Here is an 18,407-nt window from a genome sequence, read left to right as displayed (position 1 = left end):
CCGCATCGCCCCTTGTATAGCTTTCGCGAGCAGGCTCGCTCCCACTGGGCATTGCGTGCGACCACAAATCCACTGTGGGAGCGAGCCTGCTCGCGAAGGCGGCGGCGGCACATCCAGCAAAGCTTTAGCTGACTTACCGCGCCATCACCACGCCCGCCTTCACCGGGCCAAAAACAATAAAAACAGGTAACTGCTTATGCCAGGCGATCATGCAAATCCGCAACCGGCGACCTCCTCCGTCGACTTCGAAAAAGTCGGCACTGACTACTTCCAACAACGCGAATTGAAAAAAGGTGCCGCCGGCTGGGTCCTGCTGGTGGGCCTGGGCGTCGCCTACGTGATTTCCGGCGACTACGCCGGCTGGAACTTCGGCCTCGCCCAAGGTGGCTGGGGCGGCATGTTTCTCGCCACGCTGCTGATGGCGACCATGTACCTGTGCATGTGTTTCTCCCTCGCCGAACTGTCCTCGATGATCCCCACCGCCGGCGGCGGTTACGGCTTTGCCCGCAGCGCGTTCGGGCCGTGGGGCGGGTTTCTCACCGGCACCGCAATCCTCATCGAATATGCGATCGCGCCCGCCGCCATTGCGGTGTTCATCGGCGCCTACTGCGAGTCGCTGTTCGGTATCGGTGGCTGGGTGATCTATCTGGCCTTCTACATCATCTTCATCGCCATCCACATATTCGGGGTCGGCGAAGCGCTCAAGCTGATGTTCATCATCACCGCCGTCGCCGCGCTGGCATTGGGCGTGTTTCTGGTGGCGATGGTGCCGCATTTCGATGTCGCCAACCTGCTCGACATTCCGGTCACCGCCGCTGCCGGCGCCAGCCCGTTCTTGCCGTTCGGCTACGTTGGCGTTTGGGCGGCGATTCCCTATGCGATCTGGTTCTTCCTCGCCGTTGAAGGCGTGCCGCTGGCGGCTGAAGAAACCAAGAATCCCAAGCGCGACCTGCCGCGCGGCCTGATCGGCGCGATGCTGGTGCTGCTGATGTTCGCCCTGTTGATTCTGATCGTTGGCCCCGGCGGCGCTGGCGCCAATTCGCTGCTGACCTCCGGCAATCCGTTGGTCGAAGCGCTGAGCAAGGCCTACGGCGGATCGACCTGGATGGGCAGCTTCGTCAATCTCGTCGGTCTGGCCGGGCTGATCGCCAGTTTCTTCTCGATCATCTACGCCTACTCGCGGCAAATATTTGCGCTGTCGCGGGCCGGTTATCTGCCGCGCAAATTGTCGCAGACCAACAAAAGCAAAGCGCCGGTGCTGGCGCTGGTGATTCCCGGGATTATCGGCTTCGGGCTGTCATTGACCGGTCAGGGCGACCTGCTGATTCTGGTGGCAGTGTTCGGCGCAACCATTTCCTACGTGCTGATGATGGCCGCGCACATCACCTTGCGTATCCGCCGCCCCAAAATGGACCGGCCGTACCGCACCCCGGGCGGGATTTTTACCTCGGGCGTGGCGCTGGTCCTGGCGTGCATCGCCGTGGTGGCGGGTTTCCTCGTCGATCCACGGGTGGTAATTGGCGCGGCGATCATCTATGGAGTGTTAATTGCTTATTTTGCTTTCTACAGTCGGCATCACCTGGTAGCGGGCACGCCGGAAGAAGAATTCGCGGCGATTCAGAAAGCTGAACAAGCCTTGCACTGAATGTCGAAAACCACGGCGCAGAGTGTTCTGCGCCGTCACGGAGAACGCTGAATGGCCAGTTTTGCTCACACGGTCGGCGCGCAGACCTACCGCTTCGACAGCCTCAAAGACCTCATGGCCAAGGCCAGTCCCGCACGCTCGGGGGATTTTCTTGCCGAAATCGCCGCGCTCAATGACGGTGAGCGCGTAGCCGCACAAATGGCCCTGGCTGACACCCCGCTCACGCATTTCCTGCAGGAAGCGCTGATCCCGTACGAAGCCGATGAAGTCACCCGATTGATCATCGACACTCATGACAAACAGGCCTTTACAGTCGTCAGCCATCTCACCGTCGGTGGCTTTCGCGACTGGCTGCTCAGCGACGCCGCCGACGAAACCAGCCTGCGCCTGCTGGCCCCCGGCCTCACGCCGGAAATGGTCGCTGCCGTGTCGAAGATCATGCGCGTGCAGGATCTGGTGCTGGTCGCGCAAAAGATCCGCGTGGTGACGAAATTCCGCGGCACCCTCGGCTTGAAGGGTCGCTTGTCGACCCGTCTGCAACCCAACCACCCGACCGATGAACCGTCCGGGATCGCCGCGAGCATTCTCGACGGCCTGCTTTACGGTAATGGCGACGCGATGATCGGCATCAACCCGGCCACCGACAGCATCGCCTCGATCTGCGCCATGCTGGAAATGCTCGACGCGATCATCCAGCGCTACGACATTCCGACCCAGGCCTGCGTACTCACCCACGTCACCACCTCGATTGAGGCGATCAACCGTGGCGTGCCGCTGGATCTGGTGTTCCAGTCGATCGCCGGCACCGAAGCGGCCAACGCCAGCTTCGGTATCAATCTCAATGTCCTGCAGGAAGGTTACGAAGCCGGGTTGAGTCTGAAGCGCGGCACCCTCGGGCAAAACCTGATGTATTTCGAAACCGGTCAGGGCAGCGCGCTGTCGGCCAACGCCCACCATGGCGTCGATCAGCAGACCTGCGAGACGCGAGCCTACGCCGTGGCGCGGCATTTCAAGCCGTTTCTGGTGAACACGGTTGTGGGATTTATCGGCCCGGAATACCTCTACAACGGCAAACAGATCATCCGCGCCGGCCTCGAAGACCATTTCTGCGGCAAGTTGCTCGGTGTGCCGATGGGCTGCGACATCTGCTACACCAATCACGCCGAGGCCGATCAGGACGACATGGACACCCTGCTGACCCTCTTGGGTGTGGCCGGGATCAACTTCATCATGGGCATTCCCGGCTCCGACGACATCATGCTCAATTACCAGACCACCTCGTTCCACGACGCCCTCTACGCCCGGCAGACCCTGGGCCTGAAACCGGCGCCGGAGTTCGAGCAGTGGCTGGCGAACATGGGCATCTTCACGCAAGCCGATGGCAAGGTGCGCTTTGGCAACAATCTGCCACCGGCCTTCCGCCAGGCGCTGGCGCAATTGGGATGAATGGCATGGAAAAACCGCCTGTAGACCCGCAAAACCCGTGGCTGCAACTGCGCCGCCTGACCCCGGCGCGTATTGCTCTGGGCCGCACTGGCACCAGCCTGCCGACCAGCGCCCAGCTGGATTTCCAGTTCGCCCATGCGCAGGCGCGCGATGCGGTGCACCTGCCGTTCGACCATGCCGGGCTCGGCGCACAGTTGCAGGAGGGCGGGCGCGACAGCCTGCTGCTGCATAGCGCGGCGCCGGATCGCCACACGTATCTGCAACGCCCGGACCTGGGCCGCAAGCTCAGCGACGAGTCGGCGCAAGCCTTGCGTGATTACGCCAGCGCCCATCCGGGCGGCGTCGATCTGGCGATTGTCGTCGCGGACGGCTTGTCGGCCTTGGCCGTGCATCGACACACCCTGCCCTTTATCAAGCGCCTGGAAGAACAGATGAGCGCCGACGGCTGGTCGCTCGCGCCCGTGCTGCTGGTGGAACAGGGTCGCGTCGCCATCGGCGACGAAATCGGCCAATTACTCGGGGCGAAAATGCTGGTGATGTTGATCGGCGAACGCCCGGGCCTGAGTTCACCAGACAGCCTCGGCCTGTATTTCACCTACGCGCCCAAGATCGGCCTGACCGACGCTTACCGCAATTGCATCTCCAATGTCCGCCTGGAGGGATTGAGCTACGGCATGGCGGCGCATCGCCTGCTGTACCTGATGCGTGAAGCCTGTCGTCGGCAGCTGTCGGGCGTCAACTTGAAGGACGAGGCCCAGTTGCAGACGTTGGAGTCGGACGATGAGGTGAACATGAAAGGTAATTTCCTGCTTGATCCGCCGCCCGCCTGAACCGTTTCCGCATTGCCTTTCTGCGCTGGTTTCAGGCAGGATCGAAGCACGGCCGCCAGGGTTTCCCATCGCCGTCAGAGCAGTTGAAGACAGCCACTTGAAGACGAGACCTATCATGCGGATTATTCAAGCGACCCTCGAACATCTGGATTTGCTGACCCCGTTGTTCGTCAAATATCGCGAGTTCTACGGTTCCCTGCCTTACCCGGATTCCTCCCGCGCCTTTCTCGAAAAGCGCCTGCGCCGCAAGGAATCGGTGATCTACCTGGCCCTGGCCGATGATGACGACAAGAAGCTCATGGGGTTCTGCCAGCTCTATCCAAGCTTTTCCTCGCTGTCGCTCAAGCGCGTGTGGATTCTCAACGACATCTATGTCGCCGAAGACGCGCGCCGGCAATTGGTCGCCGACAACCTGATCCGCACCGCAAAAAAAATGGCCAAGGAAACCCAGGCCGTGCGCATGCGCGTCTCCACCAGCGCCGACAACGAAGTGGCGCAGAAAACCTATGAATCCATCGGATTCAAGGAAGACACCGAGTTCAAGAACTACGTATTGCCGATCAGCGACGAGCTCTGATCGCCACCGGCCAGGTGGCGAGGAAGCGTGCTCCCTCGCCACACGTCGGGTCTGCCTGACAATTGATCACAGCCGACATTCCTCGCGACAAAAGCGACGCGCTTTTCGTCCCTCAGACCGTATAATCGCCAGCTTTCCGGCTTGTAAGAAAAACTACACCCCGCTGTAGGCTTACACGAAGTCATCCGCACAGGCCTGCCGAGTCGGGCCGCCATACAGGTGCCTCCATGGATTTCAACCCGCTCGACCTTATCCTGCATCTCGACGTCTACCTCGATTTGCTGGTGAACAACTATGGGCCATGGATCTACGCCATCCTGTTTCTGGTGATCTTCTGCGAAACCGGTCTGGTGGTGATGCCGTTCCTGCCGGGTGACTCGCTGCTGTTCATTGCCGGCGCCGTGGCGGCGGGTGGCGGCATGGACCCGGTATTGCTTGGCGGCCTGCTGATGCTCGCGGCGATTCTCGGCGACAGCACCAACTACGTGATCGGGCGCACGGCGGGTGAGAAGCTGTTCAGCAACCCCAACTCGAAAATATTCCGCCGCGACTACCTGCAAAAAACCCACGATTTCTACGACAAACACGGCGGCAAGACCGTGACCATGGCGCGCTTCCTGCCGATCATCCGTACGTTTGCGCCGTTCGTCGCCGGCATCGCGCGCATGCCGTATCCGCGCTTTTTCGGTTTCAGCGTACTCGGCACGATCCTGTGGGTCGGCGGTCTGGTCACCCTCGGCTACTTCTTTGGCAACGTGCCGTTCATCAAGAAGAACCTGTCGCTGCTGGTGGTGGCGATCATTCTGCTGTCGCTGGTGCCGATGATCATCGGCGTGGTGCGCAGCCGTTTCGGCGGCACCAAAGCGCAATCGCACTAAGCAATGTGGTCGCTGAGCGCCTGGCGTCGCCGGCGCATCCTGGCAAAGCACCCGATTGCCGATGATGTCTGGCAACGGGTGCGCCACCATCTGAGTTTTCTTGGTGGCCTCAGCGCCGCGCAAGACCAGTGGCTGCGCGAAGCCTGCGTACTGTTCCTCGAAGACAAACACCTGAGTGCCCTGCCCGGCGTCGAACTGCATCAGGAACAACGCCTGCTGCTTGCCGCCCAGGCGCAGTTGCCGCTGCTCAACCTCGGCGATTTGAACTGGTATCAGGGCTTTCACGAGATCGTCCTTTACCCCGACGATTTCCTCAGCCCGCAACGCCATCGCGACGCCAGCGGCATCGAACACGAGTGGGACGGCGAGCACAGCGGCGAAGCGTGGCAACAGGGGCCGGTGATTCTCGCCTGGCCGGGCGTCATGGCCAGCGGTGGCTGGGAAGGCTATAACCTGGTCATTCACGAACTGGCGCACAAACTCGACATGCTCAATGGCGATGCCAACGGCCTGCCGCCGTTGCATGCCGACATGCGCGTCAGCGACTGGGCCGAGGTGATGCAGGCCGCCTACGACGACCTCAACCGCCAGCTCGACGATGATCCAGACGCCGAAACGGCCATCGATCCATACGCGGCGGAAAACCCGGCGGAGTTCTTTGCGGTCACCAGCGAATACTTTTTCAGTGCCCCGGATCTGCTGCACGAGGCCTATCCGCAGGTGTACGCACAGTTGCAGCTTTTCTACCGCCAGGACCCGTTGGGCAGGTTGCGGCAACTTCAGGCCACAGACCCGGTCTATCAGGCGCACGAGTAAGCTGCACACGACTTTCGGTCCATGGCGCCGACGGCAGAATATGCCTATAATCGCCGCCACTTTTTGGTCAATCCGGCCAAGTGTTTTTGGTCAACTACGGGGGCAACGCCCAATGAGCTACAGCAAGATTCCGGCTGGCAAAGACCTGCCGAACGACATCTACGTCGCGATCGAGATCCCGGCCAACCACGCGCCGATCAAATACGAAATCGACAAAGACAGCGATTGCCTGTTCGTTGACCGTTTCATGGCCACCCCAATGTTCTACCCGGCCAACTACGGTTACATCCCGAACACCCTGGCTGACGACGGTGATCCCCTCGACGTGCTGGTCGTGACCCCTTACCCGGTTGCCCCAGGTTCAGTGATCCGCGCACGTCCGGTCGGCATCCTGAACATGACCGACGACGGCGGCGGCGATGCCAAAGTCATCGCAGTGCCACACGACAAGCTGTCGCAGCTGTACGTCGACGTGAAGGAATACACCGACCTGCCGCCACTGCTGATCCAGCAGATCGAGCACTTCTTTGCGAACTACAAGGATCTCGAAAAAGGCAAATGGGTCAAGATCGAAGGCTGGGCCGGCGCAGACGCCGCTCGCGAAGCGATCACCAAGTCGGTTGCTGCCTACAAAGGCTAAGCGACGGCTCGCTGCGTGATGCTTGAAAAAACCCCGGTTGATCCGGGGTTTTTTATGCCTGGCCAAAGCTCTCTTAAACGAGCTGTTTAGAGCGGACTACAGAAAAGTTTTAAGGTGTGTAATTTCCCACAAGTGCGCCTTACATCCCGTCGCAAAATTCAGCCCGTTTTTGAACGCGCGGTTTATTCAAACCGCTCTGGCACGGCCGTAGACTCCGTGTTTATGAGAAAGAACACTAGCGGTCCAAGATTCAAGGCACTCCTGGAAGCTGCGAACATCTCGACGACGGGTTTCGCAAAGTTCTGGGGCACGGAAGCCCAAAATGTCCACAACTGGTACACCCGGGGCGTCCCGGCGTATCGCATGGAAGAAGTCTCACGCCTGCTGTCCGTCAACAGCGAATGGCTGAAAACCGGCGAAGGCACCAAGGAATCCCCGAGCCTCAGCCCACCGGCGAGCAATGGCGACCATTTCGACGCCAACGACCCGCAAGGCAGCTACCGATTCATCCACCCCAACGACGTCGAATTGGCCTTCTTCAAGGAAACGCCGCTCGACAGCTCCGACAAGACCCATGTTATCCAGGATCCGGACCTCTCGATCCGCCTGCTGCGCGCCCACCTCGACCAGCTCGAAGTACGCCCCGACGACGCCATCTGCGCCCACATGATCGGCAACAGCATGGCCGACCGCATCGAAGACGGCTCCATCGTCGCCATCGACCGCAGCCTCACCCAGGTCGTCGACGGCGAAATCTACGCCATCGAACACGACGGCATGCTGCGCATCAAATACCTGCACCGCATGCCCGGCAACGGCCTGCGCCTGCGCAGCCACAACAGCGCCGAATACCCCGACGAGGTCTTCCGCCCGGCACAGATCGAGGAACAAAGAATTCACATATTGGGCTGGGTGTTCTGGTGGTCGACAGTGAGCAAGCGCCGGCCGGTGGTGCCGTTTCTTTGATTTGATGCGGTTTGTCGACCCTGCACAGAACCTTGTGGGAGCGAGCCTGCTCGCGAAGAGGCCCTGAAATCGATGCAAATCCCGAATTTGTTCGACTGCAGTCGCTCTAAACCGCACTTCCGACTGGGAATCCCCATCAAAACTCAGTATCCTGCGCCCCACATTTGCGCATCGACCCGCTCCCGCGGCTCAGATGACGCCCGACGCGGCAGACCAACGTCTGACCAAGTCCCACAGCCGGACGCAAGATCCGGATGTACGTTTTGAAGGCTGGCGCGGCTTACCAAAAATAAGCCAAGCCAGTCCCCGAGAAGCCGGCCACAAGCCGGCTTTTTAATGCCTGAAGATCGGCTGTCCACCGTTCCGGAAGCCGCACTTCCGCTAGTCGAGCGTTCGACGCCTTGCTAGCGTAACGACAAACATCATTACGGTAATTTCCTCATGGCCTCCATCAACATCCGCATCGACGATGAGCTCAAGCAGCGCTCCTTTGCCGCGCTGGAAAAACTTGGTGTCACGCCTTCCGAGCTTTTGCGCCAGACGCTTCAATACGTCGCCGAGCGGGGCAAGCTGCCTTTCAAAGCGGCATTGCTCAGCGAAGAAGATGAAGCGCTGATCGCCGTCGGCGCCCAACGTCTCGCCTCTCCGCAGCGAGTCAAGGTGAGTTTGGATGACCTATAAGCTTGAGTTTGATCGATGTGCGCTAAGGGAATGGAACAGGCTGAGCAGTCGCCGCCAAGGGTGCGAAGGATAGTCACTTTAGAAAGTCAAAACGCGTACAAGGACGTCAAAACATGCAACGCCCATCACGCTACACGCCGTTCAGACTCAATATCCTCATCGCGGCTCTGGGTTTTAGCCTCTCCGGCTGCGTCGGTGCCATCGTGGCATTGCCTGAGAAAACCACGCTCAAAACTGACGAGTACAAAGCCCTTAACGCTCGCTCGATCCACCCAGCGGTCACCCGAACCGTGCAATCAACACCCACGCGTGAATGGTGCGGCATCACGGTTTGGGCGCTGATCATTCCTGTGCCGTTGAAATTGCCCGTGTGTTCGTCGTACTCCGAGCAGTCCTTCGGACGTGACGCGTATGGCGATGAAATCGTTTTGCTCAATTCAAAACAAACTGTACCTTCGCCGTTCTATGCCTGTGGCCCGTTAATGGCGCTGGGGCCGATTGTGCATGGTTATCAGGGCAACGCGCTTTGCGGCGTTTTTCCTGATTAGCCGGAGTTCACGGATAACTAAACGACTTCACCAACGTCAACTCCCCCACCGCCCGCATCGGCACCAGAAACGTCTCCATCTTCTCACTCGGCGTGCCTTCCTCGGTGATCACCGTCACCTGCGCCGTAGTCAACGCCTGCACTGCCTCATCGCCGCCCTCGTCATCCTCGCGATACCCACCGCCGTAGTAATTTACATACACCAGATACTGGCCTTTGATCGGCGCGGGCATGGCGGCGATTTCCGGGCCGTAGCCGGTGGTGACGTCGACGTCGAGGGCGGCGCCGTTGGGTGCGACGCGGTTGCCGTACCAGATGTGGGCGCCGTCGGGGGTGATCAGGTGCAGGTCGAGGTCGGTACCGTCGCTGTCCCACGCCAGCAAAACGCGCAGCTTGGCCGGGGTGGCGCCGCCGCGGGTGTTGAGGAATTGGGTGCGGTGACGTTGTTGGCCGTCGGGGCTGCGGACCTCGACGCTGTTGCTGCCGTTGGGGAAGGAGAACGGGCGGTCGAAGCGGCCGCTGGCGTCGATTTTCAGCGGCATGCTGACGCCGTTGACGATCAGGCGGCCGGGCGGGTTGTTTTTGGCGCTGGCTTTGATTTCGCCGCTGATACGCGCGGTGTTGGCCTGGCCGATCGGGGTGTTCACTGACGAGGCCGGGTAGTTGACGGTCTGGCGGAAGCTCTCACCCTCGCCTTCCGGGGCGCCGCTGCGCCAGCCGCTGATCGGGGTGTCGAGCTTGACGCTGTCGGCGGCATGGGCCGACGCCAGCGCGGTCAGCGTGCAGAGCAGCAGCAAGACCTGGGGGTAACGGAGTGTCATGGTCTATTCCAGCAAAAGGTGACGGGCGAGCCCTTCGATGTAGGTTTCGTCCTGGCCGTTGGGGTGAGCTTCAAAGGCCAGGTGCAGGTATTCGTGGGTCAGGTCGAGGCGATCTTGCAGCGTCAGCGCGCCGCGTACGTAGATGCGCTGGCGTTCGCGGTCGACGAAGGGCCGGCCGAAGGCAAGTTTGCATACGGCGAAAGTGCTGACGTCGTTGTAGCCGGTTTCGCTGGCAAGCTTCGGCCGCCAGCCACGTCGCTGTTTTTGCAGCCAGTCTTGCGCGGCGGGCAGCGCTTCGCAGGAGGCGACCGGGTTGTCCCAGCGGCTGAGGCTGGCGCGCGGATAGGCGTGCAGCAGAATCGCGTCGTAACGCTGGCCGGCGTTGGCTTGCTCGACGGCTTGTTGCCAGGCGAGTTTGTCCGGGCCGGGTTGGTCGGAGTGATAAGTGACGGTGCTGCCAGCGAGGACCAGATCTGCAGTCCAGGCGGCAATGTCGCGTGACTCGGCAGAGGCCGGGCGTGGCGCGACGCGCTGGCGGTTGCTGCTGTCGTCAATGCTCAAGCAATCGCCGTTGCGCGTGGCGTTTTGCAACAGGTAGGTGCGAATCGCCACGGCGAGCGCTTTGGCGGCTTCGGCCGGTTGCGCCTTGGCTTCGCGCTCAAGCACGCGGGCAACGTATTCTTCGCGGTCAAGCCGGGCGACCAGTTTGTCGTTGAGCAAAAACAGTTCGCCGCCGCTATGGATATCCAGCGCGTTGCCGTTGGCGAATTCGACGCGGTAATCGCCTTGTAACGGCCCGGAAGTTACTGTTCGCTCGCCCGTCGAAACCTTCGCAAGCGGGTATTTCGAAAACAACCCGACTTCGACACAACGCCCCGCCTCCGCCGGCCATACCGCTGGCAATACCGTCGCCAGCGCCTGACCGTAATGGCGCAAGACCCTCTGACTGGTGCCGCGCCCACCGGCCCAGACTGGCGCGCCATCCGCTGTCCAACCGGCAAAGCCCCCTTGGCGCGACTGCGGATCCTGATCGCCGAGCCAGCTCCAGGTTTTCACCCGCAAGCGTCCGCCCAGTTCGCCGACAACATTGCCGTCCGCCGCGCTCAGCACCACGTCGAGCAGCACCCGCCGCGCCTGATCCTGCGCCGGCAGTGAGGCCAGCACCTTGAGCAACTCCACGATGGAAACACGTTGCGCTGGCTGCACCGAGGGCAGATCCAGCAACCACGATGGCGCCTGTCGCGCCTGCCAATAGCTGCGCCAATCGGCAGCAGAAATGCCCAACCGCGCCGGTTCAAAATACAAGCCGCAGGATTTCACCAACGCCTGATCGCGCTCGATCTTGCCGCCCGCGGTGCAGCAATAGACTTCTTCTTTCGACTGACCGCGACATTCATAAGCCGGCTCGCGCGCGCCGGTATCGACCAGCCAGGCGTAGACAAACAACTTCCACAGACTGCCCAGCGGCGCCTCCAACGCGGGAGGCAACGGCTCGCGCGCGATCAGTTGCGTCTGGCTCAGCGACAACAATTCGCCCTGATAAGCCACGCGCAACGGCTCGTCCTGCGCCGTTGCCAGCGCAGGTATCAATCCGATCAACAGCCACAGCAGCCGCCGGATCATGTCAGTTGACCGTGACCTGACCGAGCGCGGCTTTCGCTTCCTGAGCCTGATGCTGCGGCGCGTAGACCTGCTTGAAGCGCACCGGTGGCAGGTTGAACTGGCCTTTTTGCGAGAAACGCACCAGATGGCGCAGGCGCAATTCACCGCTCAGCGCATCCACCGGCACTGCATAGGCCAGTTGCCCCGGCTCGAATCGGGCCTTTTCCAGCGCAGTCGGTTCGCTGCCGTCCTTGCCCTGCAACTTGATGCCCCAGGTGGTGCGCTCGACATCGGCGCCCGGTGGCAGCGGCACTTCGAGCATGCCGTAGCGCAGCGGTTTCGGCGCTTTGCTGGTGAGGATCACTTCGTCCAGATACAGGCTGTCGCTGGAGAGCGGTTTAGTGCCGACCGGCTCGAGTTTGAAGGTGAACGCTTCGTCGCCCGGCACCAGTCGCGACAGACGACGGGTGATGGTCACGGCCATCGGATCGACCGCTGGCTGTTGGGTCTGGAAGCTCAGCGCCGCACGCAGCGGACGCTCCTGCGTGCCGGACACGCTCAACACGCTTGGCACCGGCGTCGCGCCCTGCCAGGTCCAGTACATCTCACCGGTAGCGCTGTAATGTTTCTTCCAGCCTTCGCCCGGTGTCAGGGCGATGGTCGGCGACGCCTGTGCGATGCTGCGTTGCAGCCAGGTCAGCGCCAGCGCCCGTTCGAGGGTCGATTGTTGCGGCAGCAGACGTTGCAGCAGCGCTGTCGCACGGCTCTGATCGAACGGTTGCAGCGAGAGGTTCAGCGCTTCAACAAAGGGCTGTGAGCTGACCGCCAGACGTTGCTGTGCCGCCGACACTTGACCATTGAACGCTTGCGGCAATGTCACCTTCGCTTGCGTGGCCAGCGAGGCAACCAATACCCGCGCCGCCGCCAGCCCGAGCGCCGAATCCGGATCGTTCATCACCAGACTGTCTTCGCCATCGTCCAGCACGGTTTCAGCACTGCCCTCACCGGCCTTGGCCAGATCGTCAATCAAACCGCTGAGCAGCGTGTTAACCGGCAGATGCATCTGTTTGGCGAACGACAGAATCAGCGCCCGTTGCAGCAGCGGCGTGTTCGGCGCTTGCTTGGCGTAGACCTCCAGCACCCGCTGCCAATGCTCCGGCGGCAAGGTCAGTTCGAGCACCTGACTGGCGTTCCAGTCGGCGTAATAAGCGTAGGCCGTGAGGAATGCATCCGGCTCGCCATCATAGCCCCACCAGGTGAAGCTCGCCGACGGCCCGGCCATTTGCACCAGCCGCAGGCGGCTGTTCTGCATGATCAGGCGCAAGCGATCGCGAATCTGCGGGTTCGACGCCAGCGATGGATAGGCAATGCTCAGCGGCAGCAACCGGCTGGCAGTCTGCTCGACGCCGCCGTACGGGTAGCTGAGCAGATCATCAAGGGCGGAACGGAACAGCGCTTGCGGACTGTCATCCAGACGCAGGCGAATATCCGTGGCATCGGCCGGCAGACTCAACGGCGTATCACCGCTGGCAACCTCGAGACTTTGCGTTTGCGTCACTTGCCAGCCATCGCCGGTTGCACTCAGGCGCACCGCCAAGGCGTCAGCGGTTTTGCCGTCCTGCACCAGCTCCGCCATCCACTCACCGGAAGCCAGGGCGAACGCCGGAATCGGCAGGTAGTTGATGCCGTTGTTCAAGGTCACCGGCAGACGCTGTTCAGCGCCGGCATAACGCGTGACCAGTTCAGCCTTGAGCGGTTTTTCGGCCTGACTGAACGCGAACACGCCCAGTTGTGGCTGATCGCCTTTGCGGAATTTGCTCGGCCCGCTCCACTTCAGGTACAGCGGTTTTTCCGAACGGACGAACTGTTTCTTCTGCCCGACCTGACCATCATCAGCGATGGCGCGGGCGGTGATGCGCCAGCGGGTCAGCGAGTCCGGCATCTTGAAGGTGAAGCGGGTTTTGCCGTCGGCACCGGTCAACAACTCCGGCTGCCACGCGGCGGTGTCGACGTCTTCACGACGCGGCCGCTCCAGCACTTTTACCCCGCGTTCGCTGCGGTTGGCCTTGCCCGGTGCGCCGGGGCTGCCGGGCAACGCCACGTCGTAACTGATGAACGACAGGCTGGCACTGGTGCGCACGTTGTTGCGGCGCGGGTGATAGAAGAACTGGTCGATGGTCGGCGCGACTTCCGGTTGCAGCGCGTAGACCATTTCATCGACGACGCTGACCGTCAGGTGGGCCGGCACTGCCTTGCCAGCGAATTGCGTGGTCAGGTCAACCGTGACCGTATCGCCCGGCAGATAGACCGCTTTGTCGGTGCTGATCGCCACGTCGATCTGCGGCGCGACAACTTTGATCCCGGCATTCTGGAAGCTGTACTGACCGCCCTTGGTGTAGAGCACGGAGAAGGTCAGGTTCGGCGCAAAGTTATCCTTCACCGGGATGCGCGCGCGGTACTGGGTGTCGCTGAGTTTTTCCAGTTTCAGCCAGTCGGCGCCCTTGGCCAGCAGCGCGGTGGCTTCGACCTTGTCGCGTTCCAGCGACAGCAGCGCATCGCTGACCGGCTCGGGGAAAGTGATCAGCGCCAGCGCTTCATCGCCGGCCTGGTATTCAGGCTTGTCGAGGACGATCTCGACGGTACCCGGCACGGCTTTGACGCCGTCGCCAGTCACTGAATGGCCAGTGGCGCCGAGGACGCGACCATTCAGATCTTTGAGTGTCAGGTTGTAAGTGCCCGGGCGCTCGAACGCGAGGCTGAAGCCTTTGTCGGTGGCGGCAAGTTTGCCTTCGCCGGTGCTCTGGTCTTCGAGACGCACCCAGCCATAGCTGCTCGGCGTTACTGCTTTGCTCTGTTCGGTGCCACCTTCATTCGCGTAGCTGAACGCGACCTTGTCGCCAGCCGCGCTGAAGCGTTGCGGCGCGCTTAAACGAAAACTCGCCGCGCCACGGTCGATGAGGATTTCCTTGGTGGTCTTGACCCGATACGCCGCGCCATCGCTGGCGAATACGGTGAGCATGTAGCGGCTCGGTTTGTCGGCGGCCGGCAGGTCGAGGGTCGCATTGCCTTTGCTGTCGGAGGTCAGTTCGGTGCTGGTCAATTCCACCGGGAATTGCCCGAGGTATTGCAGTTCATTGTCGACCATCGACAATTGCTGGGCGCGCAGGCTCAAGCTCAGCTTGGCGTTGGCCACCGGTTTGCCGTCCGGATACAGCAGCACCAGACTACCTTTGACCGGCTCACCGGTGCGGTAATCCTGCTTGGCCAGATTCAGGGAAATCTCGAAGTGCGGCTTGATGTATTCGGCGACACGGAAGGCGCTGCTGTAGGCCTGATCCTTATAGTTGAAACGGATCTCGTAACCGCCGGCCACGGCGTTGTCCGGCAACTGGAAACGGCCCTGAGTACCGGCCTTCGAATCGAGTTTGAGGTCGAGATGTTGCAACTCGGTACCGGTCGCGTCGAGCACGCTGACGCTGACGTCCGCCGCCCCCGGCAATACCGAATCGCGGGCGTTCTTGAATTCGCGACCGACGATTTTCAGCGACACCCAATCGCCCGGGCGATACAGCGGCCGGTCGGTGAAGGCATACAGTTTGGTGTCGTAGATTTCGCTGTCGTAATAGAAGTTTTCCGAGACGAACACCCCGCCCTCTTCATCCTCGCCGATGACGAACGAACGTTCGGGGCTGACGTGTTTCAGGCGCAGCAAACCGTCGCTGTCGGTCGCGCCGCTGCTCATCACACCGAGGCCGTCGGTCCACAGCACATTGACCTTCGGCACCGAGCTGCCTTCGTGTTTGCGTGCGGCCCAGACCAGCAGTTCGTCACCGGCAATTTTGCTCACCGCCACGGTGTTGGAAACGAAGACCATGGTCGTCGCACGGTACTTGCCGATCAGCGCTTCGACCAGGTACAAGCCCGGTTTCAGCTGACCCAACGGAATGTAAACGTTGCCCGGCGCGACGCTGACGAAATCACTGGAAGATCCGGCCAGATCGACCCCGGCCGGCGGCTGGATCGGCTTGGCCTGCCACAGTGGATAACGGAACTGGCTGACCACCGGCAGGCCCGGAATCAGCGCAAATTGCGGTTGCGCGTCATACGGCGTCGGCGCGGCCATCGCGTCGCCCATCTTCAATTCCGGCACTTCTTCGGTGACCTGTTTGCGCGACTCATAAGAGAACGCGCGCTGCATCACCCGACGGGATTTGCGGTACCAGTTGTCCCACAGGTACGCGAGGGTGTTGGAAAGACCCTCGCCCTTGAACTGGCCGTCGCTGACCACCCGGTGCAGGTTCTTCTGACGCTTGAGAAAATCCAGCGGTTTGTCGATGCGGTACACGCGAATGTCGGCGCCGCCATATGGCTCCATGCGAAAACGCCGGTAGTCACGACCGGGCGCTTCGAGGCGCACCATGGCCTGTTCGTCCGCCGCGAAACTGCTGTCGGCGAGCAGAAAGAAGCTTTCGCCGGACACCGGCGTGTAACCGCTGGGCTCGAGCGAATCGTCGGCATGGACGGTCGCCAGTGGCAGCAACAGGGCCAGCAGCAGAGGAATTCGGGAGCAGAGTCGCAACATGCGGGCACCGGTCATTGGGAGAGAAAATTCAGTCGATAGACGCCGATGAAGTTGGGGTTGGCTGCATCGGGTATCCATCGGGTGTCCTTCCATGTCATGAGTTGCTGCAGGCTTGCCGAACGCATGCCGTTGTCTTTGGGGGTGGTGGTGCCGGTGTGATAGGCGATGTAGCGGCCCATCCAGATCATCAAGTGCTGGTCGTCGCCCTGATCGAAAAACATCAGGTCACCGGGGCGCGCCTGCGACACATCGCGGCTGACCAAGTGACTGTTGAACTGAATCAGTTTGATCGCGTTAACGTACGGCCCGACCTTGCCACCGCCCTGCTGCCACTGCTGCGCAAGCTTGCGTTGCTCGTCGCTGAGCGACAGTTCCGGTGGCAGGTAGCGATTGGAAAGGCCGTTGCTGCGCAGCCACTTGTCATCGTGGACTTTCAGCGCTTCGTTGGCGGCGAAGCGCACCAGCCCCGCGCAGTCCTGCTGATACCAGCGCGGGCTCGGGCCCTGGCTCAGTTGCTCTTGCGCAATACGCACAAACCAGGCGCGAAACACCTGCGATTGCGCCGGATCCAGCGCCGGAGCTTTTAAAGGTAGAGAGTCGACGGCGCGGGCGCCCGCGCTGAGCAACAGCGCGAGCAGGCCGAGGCTGCGGATCAGTGCAGTCACAGCGCTTTCCATTCCAGCGGCAGCCATTGCCAGTGGCCGTCCGGCTCGCTGCCTTCGGGCAAGGTCAGGGCATATTTGCCGTAGCCGCCGAGAGTGCGCAGTTTCGGCAGCAGATAGGTTTGCGCGGCGTTGTAGAACACCGGCTCCATGTCCTGCGGCAGGCTGTCGAGGGTTTCCTGCTGCATCAGTTGAGCCATCGAATCCGGGCCGAAATAGATCGGCATCAGCACGTCTTTGGGCAATACGTCAGCCATCGGCGGGAAGCGTTTGTCGAGAGTGCCGAGGGCCTTGTCGATGAGTTTGTCGTCCAGCGAAAACAGCAGCGTCGAGCCGTGTCGGGCGAGGCTGACGTTCATGAACGCCTTGCCGGAAATCGCCTCTGGGTTCTGCGCAGTCTTCGCCGCATACGGACCGAAACTGGAGCTGACCTGACGTTGCCAGACGTGGCTCTGGCCTTCCTGTTTCTCGACCACCAGGAACACGTTTTGCGCAACGTTGGGCTCGAACGCGCCGACCATCGAGCCGAACAGCTTGCCCAGATCGCCGTCGAGCTTGCTGCTGTCTTCGTCTTTCAGGCTGGCCACCAGCAGCGGCGTGTACAAGCGTGAATCGGCGTACCAACACAGGCCGGCCGCACCGGCGACGTGCTCGGTCAGCGTCTGCGCCACGGCGTCGTCGGCGCCGAGCTTTACCAGTAACGGCCTCTGCGGTTCGGCTGCCACCGGCAAGGTCACACAGGCACTGGCACCCAGCGGCATCGCCTGCCACACCGGTTTGAAATCGAAGTCCGGCTGGTTTTCCAGCTCGTCCATGGCCAGGTAGCTGTGCCAGCCCTTGTCGTCCATGTCGAAACGCAGCCCGGCAAAATTCGGGATAAAGCGCTGATAGCCCATGGCAAGCACGCTGGCATTGACCGACAGCCGCTGTTTGGTTTCGGGGTTTTTCGCCGGCAGACCGAACGCTTCGGGAAAGAGTTTTTCGCCGTTGAGCAATGCCGCCAATGCTTGCGACGAAACGTGACCGGATTCCTCAGACGCGCCGTTCTCGGGGTCGTAGTACTTGGCCGGGTTGGACAACACCACCAGTTTGTCGCCGCGCGACGCGAACAGCAGCGATTTGCTGGCGTTGTAGCTGAGCTGATAGAGCGGCACTTCGTCGCTGCCAACCTTGAGGTTGCCGATCAGGCTGAGCTGGCTGTCATCCAGCGCGACTTTCGCCAGTGGCTCGAGGAGTTTCGCCAGCCCGCCACGATCCATCACCAGCAGGAAATCCTTCAAGCGGCCATCGGCGCCACGCCACAGCGCCACGTCCGCCGGCTGATCGAAAAGCTGCTCGATCAGGCTGTCCTGCAATTTCAGATCATGCTCGTAGACGATCCGCCGCAGGCTGCCGATCAGGCCGAGGCGATCTGCATGGGTTTCGTAATAGAAGACGAAATCTTCGGTCAGCGTGGCCTTGAGGAACGGCACCGTCAGCAGGTCTTTGGGCAACTGGCTCAGCGAGCGGGTTTCCAGCAACGCGTCCGGGCGACTGAGGCCGAGCTTGTCACTGGCCAGCTCGGCCGGCGGCGCCTTGGGCTTGAGCAGCAGCCAGCCGAAACCGCCCGCCACGCCGGCGATCAGGCACAGCCCGAGCAACAGCAACGGCCAGCGCCGCGAAGGTTTGGCAGCCGGAGTAGCAGCAGCCGGGGTAGCAGTGTTATCGCTCATGT

Annotated in this window: 15 protein-coding genes; 10 read left to right on the top strand and 5 right to left on the bottom strand. The window is 61.5% G+C overall.

Going from position 1 to position 18,407, the window contains the following annotated elements; all coding sequences use genetic code 11:
• The first annotated feature begins 196 nt into the window (after positions 1-196).
• The 10 genes from eat (at position 197) to ACGSLL_RS21740 (ending at position 9,027) form a co-directional block, all read left to right on the top strand.
• Positions 197-1,645: an ethanolamine permease gene (gene eat / locus ACGSLL_RS21785; RefSeq protein ID WP_394507886.1), complete on the top strand. Its 1,449-nt coding sequence runs from the start codon at positions 197-199 to the stop codon at positions 1,643-1,645.
• Positions 1,646-1,696: 51 nt separating this feature from the next.
• The gene (locus ACGSLL_RS21780) at positions 1,697-3,091 is read left to right on the top strand and encodes an ethanolamine ammonia-lyase subunit EutB (RefSeq protein ID WP_394507885.1); all 1,395 of its coding nucleotides are present in this window, start codon (positions 1,697-1,699) and stop codon (positions 3,089-3,091) included.
• Positions 3,088-3,921 carry an ethanolamine ammonia-lyase subunit EutC gene (gene eutC, locus ACGSLL_RS21775; protein WP_394507884.1) on the top strand — a complete coding sequence of 278 codons (834 nt, stop codon included), beginning with the start codon at positions 3,088-3,090 and terminating at the stop codon, positions 3,919-3,921. The genes ACGSLL_RS21780 and eutC overlap by 4 nt, the downstream gene beginning before the upstream one ends.
• 115 nt (positions 3,922-4,036) lie before the next feature.
• Positions 4,037-4,498 (top strand): GNAT family N-acetyltransferase, encoded by a 462-nt coding sequence (locus ACGSLL_RS21770; protein WP_007958617.1) that lies wholly within the window; start codon positions 4,037-4,039, stop codon positions 4,496-4,498.
• Between the two features lie 227 nt (positions 4,499-4,725).
• On the top strand, positions 4,726-5,376 hold the full coding sequence (locus tag ACGSLL_RS21765; RefSeq protein WP_093097959.1) for a DedA family protein: 651 nt from the start codon (positions 4,726-4,728) through the stop codon (positions 5,374-5,376).
• Positions 5,377-5,379: 3 nt separating this feature from the next.
• Positions 5,380-6,192, top strand: a complete 813-nt coding sequence (locus ACGSLL_RS21760; RefSeq protein WP_394507883.1) for a M90 family metallopeptidase — start codon at positions 5,380-5,382, stop codon at positions 6,190-6,192.
• Between the two features lie 112 nt (positions 6,193-6,304).
• Positions 6,305-6,832: an inorganic diphosphatase gene (gene ppa, locus ACGSLL_RS21755; RefSeq protein ID WP_003205933.1), complete on the top strand. Its 528-nt coding sequence runs from the start codon at positions 6,305-6,307 to the stop codon at positions 6,830-6,832.
• 222 nt (positions 6,833-7,054) lie between these two features.
• The gene (locus tag ACGSLL_RS21750) at positions 7,055-7,798 is read left to right on the top strand and encodes a S24 family peptidase (protein WP_394507882.1); all 744 of its coding nucleotides are present in this window, start codon (positions 7,055-7,057) and stop codon (positions 7,796-7,798) included.
• 441 nt (positions 7,799-8,239) lie between these two features.
• A complete protein-coding gene (locus ACGSLL_RS21745; RefSeq protein WP_394507881.1) occupies positions 8,240-8,479 on the top strand; it encodes a type II toxin-antitoxin system RelB/DinJ family antitoxin in 240 nt (79 codons plus the stop codon).
• Positions 8,480-8,592: 113 nt separating this feature from the next.
• Positions 8,593-9,027, top strand: coding sequence for a hypothetical protein (locus ACGSLL_RS21740; protein ID WP_394507880.1), 435 nt, complete (start codon positions 8,593-8,595; stop codon positions 9,025-9,027).
• Between the two features lie 7 nt (positions 9,028-9,034).
• On the opposite strand, the gene ACGSLL_RS21735 is transcribed toward ACGSLL_RS21740, so the two are convergent.
• From ACGSLL_RS21735 to ACGSLL_RS21715, 5 genes are read right to left on the bottom strand one after another with little or no spacing between them, the layout of a single operon-like run.
• Positions 9,035-9,847: a YfaP family protein gene (locus ACGSLL_RS21735; RefSeq protein WP_394507879.1), complete on the bottom strand. Its 813-nt coding sequence runs from the start codon at positions 9,845-9,847 to the stop codon at positions 9,035-9,037.
• Positions 9,848-9,850: 3 nt separating this feature from the next.
• Positions 9,851-11,470, bottom strand: a complete 1,620-nt coding sequence (locus ACGSLL_RS21730; protein ID WP_394507878.1) for a DUF2300 domain-containing protein — start codon at positions 11,468-11,470, stop codon at positions 9,851-9,853.
• A gap of 1 nt (position 11,471) precedes the next feature.
• On the bottom strand, positions 11,472-16,046 hold the full coding sequence (locus tag ACGSLL_RS21725; protein ID WP_394507877.1) for an alpha-2-macroglobulin family protein: 4,575 nt from the start codon (positions 16,044-16,046) through the stop codon (positions 11,472-11,474).
• Positions 16,043-16,708 carry a DUF1175 domain-containing protein gene (locus ACGSLL_RS21720; protein ID WP_394507991.1) on the bottom strand — a complete coding sequence of 222 codons (666 nt, stop codon included), beginning with the start codon at positions 16,706-16,708 and terminating at the stop codon, positions 16,043-16,045. The genes ACGSLL_RS21725 and ACGSLL_RS21720 overlap by 4 nt, the downstream gene beginning before the upstream one ends.
• Positions 16,693-18,405 (bottom strand): DUF2138 domain-containing protein, encoded by a 1,713-nt coding sequence (locus tag ACGSLL_RS21715; RefSeq protein ID WP_394507876.1) that lies wholly within the window; start codon positions 18,403-18,405, stop codon positions 16,693-16,695. The genes ACGSLL_RS21720 and ACGSLL_RS21715 overlap by 16 nt, the downstream gene beginning before the upstream one ends.
• Positions 18,406-18,407 lie beyond the last annotated feature (2 nt).

This window comes from Pseudomonas retamae (assembly GCF_043496865.1).
Lineage (GTDB): Bacteria > Pseudomonadota > Gammaproteobacteria > Pseudomonadales > Pseudomonadaceae > Aquipseudomonas > Aquipseudomonas retamae.
The sequence above is the reverse complement of the archived record's forward strand: the minus strand, read 5'-3'. Positions and strand labels throughout refer to the sequence as shown.

Bases quoted from the DNA above. Each gene is read 5' to 3' on its own strand.
- eat (WP_394507886.1), top strand. From the start codon at position 197: ATGCCAGGCGATCATGCAAATCCGCAACCGGCGACCTCCTCCGTCGAC.
- ACGSLL_RS21780 (WP_394507885.1), top strand. From the start codon at position 1,697: ATGGCCAGTTTTGCTCACACGGTCGGCGCGCAGACCTACCGCTTCGAC.
- eutC (WP_394507884.1), top strand. From the start codon at position 3,088: ATGAATGGCATGGAAAAACCGCCTGTAGACCCGCAAAACCCGTGGCTG.
- ACGSLL_RS21770 (WP_007958617.1), top strand. From the start codon at position 4,037: ATGCGGATTATTCAAGCGACCCTCGAACATCTGGATTTGCTGACCCCG.
- ACGSLL_RS21765 (WP_093097959.1), top strand. From the start codon at position 4,726: ATGGATTTCAACCCGCTCGACCTTATCCTGCATCTCGACGTCTACCTC.
- ACGSLL_RS21760 (WP_394507883.1), top strand. From the start codon at position 5,380: ATGTGGTCGCTGAGCGCCTGGCGTCGCCGGCGCATCCTGGCAAAGCAC.
- ppa (WP_003205933.1), top strand. From the start codon at position 6,305: ATGAGCTACAGCAAGATTCCGGCTGGCAAAGACCTGCCGAACGACATC.
- ACGSLL_RS21750 (WP_394507882.1), top strand. From the start codon at position 7,055: ATGAGAAAGAACACTAGCGGTCCAAGATTCAAGGCACTCCTGGAAGCT.
- ACGSLL_RS21745 (WP_394507881.1), top strand. From the start codon at position 8,240: ATGGCCTCCATCAACATCCGCATCGACGATGAGCTCAAGCAGCGCTCC.
- ACGSLL_RS21740 (WP_394507880.1), top strand. From the start codon at position 8,593: ATGCAACGCCCATCACGCTACACGCCGTTCAGACTCAATATCCTCATC.
- ACGSLL_RS21735 (WP_394507879.1), bottom strand. From the start codon at position 9,847: ATGACACTCCGTTACCCCCAGGTCTTGCTGCTGCTCTGCACGCTGACC.
- ACGSLL_RS21730 (WP_394507878.1), bottom strand. From the start codon at position 11,470: ATGATCCGGCGGCTGCTGTGGCTGTTGATCGGATTGATACCTGCGCTG.
- ACGSLL_RS21725 (WP_394507877.1), bottom strand. From the start codon at position 16,046: ATGACCGGTGCCCGCATGTTGCGACTCTGCTCCCGAATTCCTCTGCTG.
- ACGSLL_RS21720 (WP_394507991.1), bottom strand. From the start codon at position 16,708: ATGGAAAGCGCTGTGACTGCACTGATCCGCAGCCTCGGCCTGCTCGCG.
- ACGSLL_RS21715 (WP_394507876.1), bottom strand. From the start codon at position 18,405: ATGAGCGATAACACTGCTACCCCGGCTGCTGCTACTCCGGCTGCCAAA.